The sequence below is a fragment of the Marinobacterium sp. xm-d-579 genome (assembly GCF_013282935.1).
Classification (GTDB): Bacteria; Pseudomonadota; Gammaproteobacteria; order Pseudomonadales; family Balneatricaceae; genus Marinobacterium_E.
Genome location: NZ_WBYP01000007.1, coordinates 1 through 3,268, shown reverse-complemented (window position 1 = coordinate 3,268; position 3,268 = coordinate 1). Strand labels below are relative to the sequence as shown.

Sequence of the window (3,268 nt, the reverse complement as noted above, 5' to 3'; positions counted from 1 at the left end):
AACGCTCTTTAACAATTTGGAAACTGTAAGATAAAGATTGTCTTGTATTGTTTGATACAAGCGCCAACCGGCGAAATCGATCGTTACGAGAACCATTCAGTTGATCAGACACCTTTGGGTTATATGGTCAAGTGAATAAGCGTGCACGGTGGATGCCTTGGCAGTCAGAGGCGATGAAGGACGTTGTAACCTGCGATAAGGTACGGGGAACTGGTAAACAAGTTTTGATCCGTACATTTCCGAATGGGGAAACCCACCACGTAAGTGGTATCTCTTTACTGAATATATAGGTTTAGAGAGGCGAACTCGGGGAACTGAAACATCTAAGTACCCGAAGGAAAAGAAATCAACCGAGATTCCCTTAGTAGCGGCGAGCGAACGGGGACCAGCCCTTAAGCTGGATTTGGGTTAGAAGAACAGACTGGAAAGTCTGGCCATAGTGGGTGATAGCCCCGTATTCGAAAACCCTTTTCCAGTGAAATCGAGTAGGACGGGACACGTGTTATCCTGTCTGAACATGGGGGGACCATCCTCCAAGGCTAAATACTCCTGACTGACCGATAGTGAACCAGTACCGTGAGGGAAAGGCGAAAAGAACCCCTGTGAGGGGAGTGAAATAGACCCTGAAACCGTGTACGTACAAGCAGTGGGAGCCGACTTAGTTCGGTGACTGCGTACCTTTTGTATAATGGGTCAACGACTTACTTTCAGTAGCAAGCTTAACCGTTTAGGGGAGGCGTAGGGAAACCGAGTCTTAATAGGGCGCATAGTTGCTGGGAGTAGACCCGAAACCGGGCGATCTATCCATGGGCAGGTTGAAGGTTGAGTAACATCAACTGGAGGACCGAACCGACTACCGTTGAAAAGTTAGCGGATGACCTGTGGATCGGAGTGAAAGGCTAATCAAGCTCGGAGATAGCTGGTTCTCCTCGAAAGCTATTTAGGTAGCGCCTCATGTCTCACCTTGGGGGGTAGAGCACTGTTTCGGCTAGGGGGTCATCCCGACTTACCAACCCGATGCAAACTCCGAATACCCAAGAGTGCAATCATGGGAGACACACGGCGGGTGCTAACGTCCGTCGTGAAAAGGGAAACAACCCAGACCGCCAGCTAAGGTCCCAAACTTCTAGTTAAGTGGGAAACGATGTGGGAAGGCTTAGACAGCTAGGAGGTTGGCTTAGAAGCAGCCATCCTTTAAAGAAAGCGTAATAGCTCACTAGTCGAGTCGGCCTGCGCGGAAGATATAACGGGGCTCAAACTAGAGACCGAAGCTGCGGATGCGTTTATACGCATGGTAGAGGAGCGTTCTGTAAGCTGTTGAAGCGGAAGCTGTAAGGCACCGTGGAGGTATCAGAAGTGCGAATGTTGACATAAGTAACGATAAAGGGAGTGAAAAACTCCCTCGCCGGAAGACCAAGGGTTCCTATCCAACGTTAATCGGGGTAGGGTGAGTCGACCCCTAAGATGAGGCTGAAAAGCGTAATCGATGGGAAGCAGGTTAATATTCCTGCACCTCGCATAACTGCGACGGGGGGACGGAGAAGGCTAGGCTAGCGCGGCGTTGGTTGTCCGCGTTTAAGGATGTAGGTTTGGAACTTAGGCAAATCCGGGTTCCTATATGACTGAGATCTGATGACGAGCTCCTATATGGAGTGAAGTAGTTGATGCCCGGCTTCCAGGAAAATCCTCTAAGCTTCAGGTTATGTGGGATCGTACCCCAAACCGACACAGGTGGTCAGGTTGAGAATACCAAGGCGCTTGAGAGAACTCGGGTGAAGGAACTAGGCAAAATGGCACCGTAACTTCGGGAGAAGGTGCGCCGGTTTTGGTGATGGGACTTGCTCCCTAAGCTGAGGCCGGTCGAAGATACCAGGTGGCTGCGACTGTTTATTAAAAACACAGCACTCTGCAAACACGAAAGTGGACGTATAGGGTGTGACGCCTGCCCGGTGCTTGAAGGTTAATTGATGGGGTTAGCTCCGGCGAAGCTCTTGATCGAAGCCCAAGTAAACGGCGGCCGTAACTATAACGGTCCTAAGGTAGCGAAATTCCTTGTCGGGTAAGTTCCGACCTGCACGAATGGCGTAACGATGGCCACACTGTCTCCACCCGAGACTCAGTGAAATTGAACTCGCTGTGAAGATGCAGCGTACCCGCGGCTAGACGGAAAGACCCCGTGAACCTTTACTATAGCTTCACACTGGACTTTGACCTTACTTGTGTAGGATAGCTGGGAGGCTTTGAAACTTGGACGCCAGTTCAAGTGGAGCCGATCTTGAAATACCAGCCTGGTAACGTTGAAGTCCTAACTCAGGTCCCTTATCGGGATCGAGGACAGTGTGTGGTGGGTAGTTTGACTGGGGCGGTCTCCTCCCAAAGAGTAACGGAGGAGCACGAAGGTACCCTCAGCATGGTCGGAAATCATGCATTGAGCGCAAGAGTAAAAGGGTGCTTGACTGCGACACAGACACGTGGAGCAGGTACGAAAGTAGGTTCTAGTGATCCGGTGGTTCTGTATGGAAGGGCCATCGCTCAACGGATAAAAGGTACTCCGGGGATAACAGGCTGATACCGCCCAAGAGTTCACATCGACGGCGGTGTTTGGCACCTCGATGTCGGCTCATCACATCCTGGGGCTGAAGCCGGTCCCAAGGGTATGGCTGTTCGCCATTTAAAGTGGTACGCGAGCTGGGTTTAGAACGTCGTGAGACAGTTCGGTCCCTATCTGCCGTGGGCGTTTGAGATTTGAGAAGAGTTGCTCCTAGTACGAGAGGACCGGAGTGAACGAACCTCTGGTGTTCCGGTTGTCACGCCAGTGGCATTGCCGGGTAGCTATGTTCGGACGGGATAACCGCTGAAAGCATCTAAGCGGGAAGCCCCCTTCAAGATGAGATCTCACTGGACCTTTAAGGTCCCTAAAGAGCCGTTCAAGACTAGGACGTTGATAGGCTGGGTGTGTAAGCGTTGTGAGGCGTTGAGCTAACCAGTACTAATTGCTCGTGAGGCTTGACCATATAACGCCAAAGCTGTCTGAGAGCGAAAGCTTCAGATGAACAGCTGAGTGGTTTAATGATTGATTTAACGGTTGTAGCTTGTATAGACAACCAAGACGCATCTTACAGTATCCAATGCGTTAACCAGTTTTGCCTGGTGACAATAGAGACGTGGAACCACCTGATCCCTTACCGAACTCAGTCGTGAAACGCGTCATCGCCGATGGTAGTGTGGGGTTTCCCCATGTGAGAGTAGGTCATTGCCAGGCACCTAA

At 50.9% G+C, this 3,268-nt stretch carries 2 rRNA genes; both read left to right on the top strand.

What is annotated here, in order from left to right:
• Positions 1-125 precede the first annotated feature (125 nt).
• A 23S ribosomal RNA gene (locus tag XMD579_RS11260) occupies positions 126-3,014 on the top strand.
• A gap of 132 nt (positions 3,015-3,146) precedes the next feature.
• Positions 3,147-3,262, top strand: a 5S ribosomal RNA gene (rrf, locus tag XMD579_RS11255).
• The last annotated feature ends 6 nt before the right edge of the window (positions 3,263-3,268 follow it).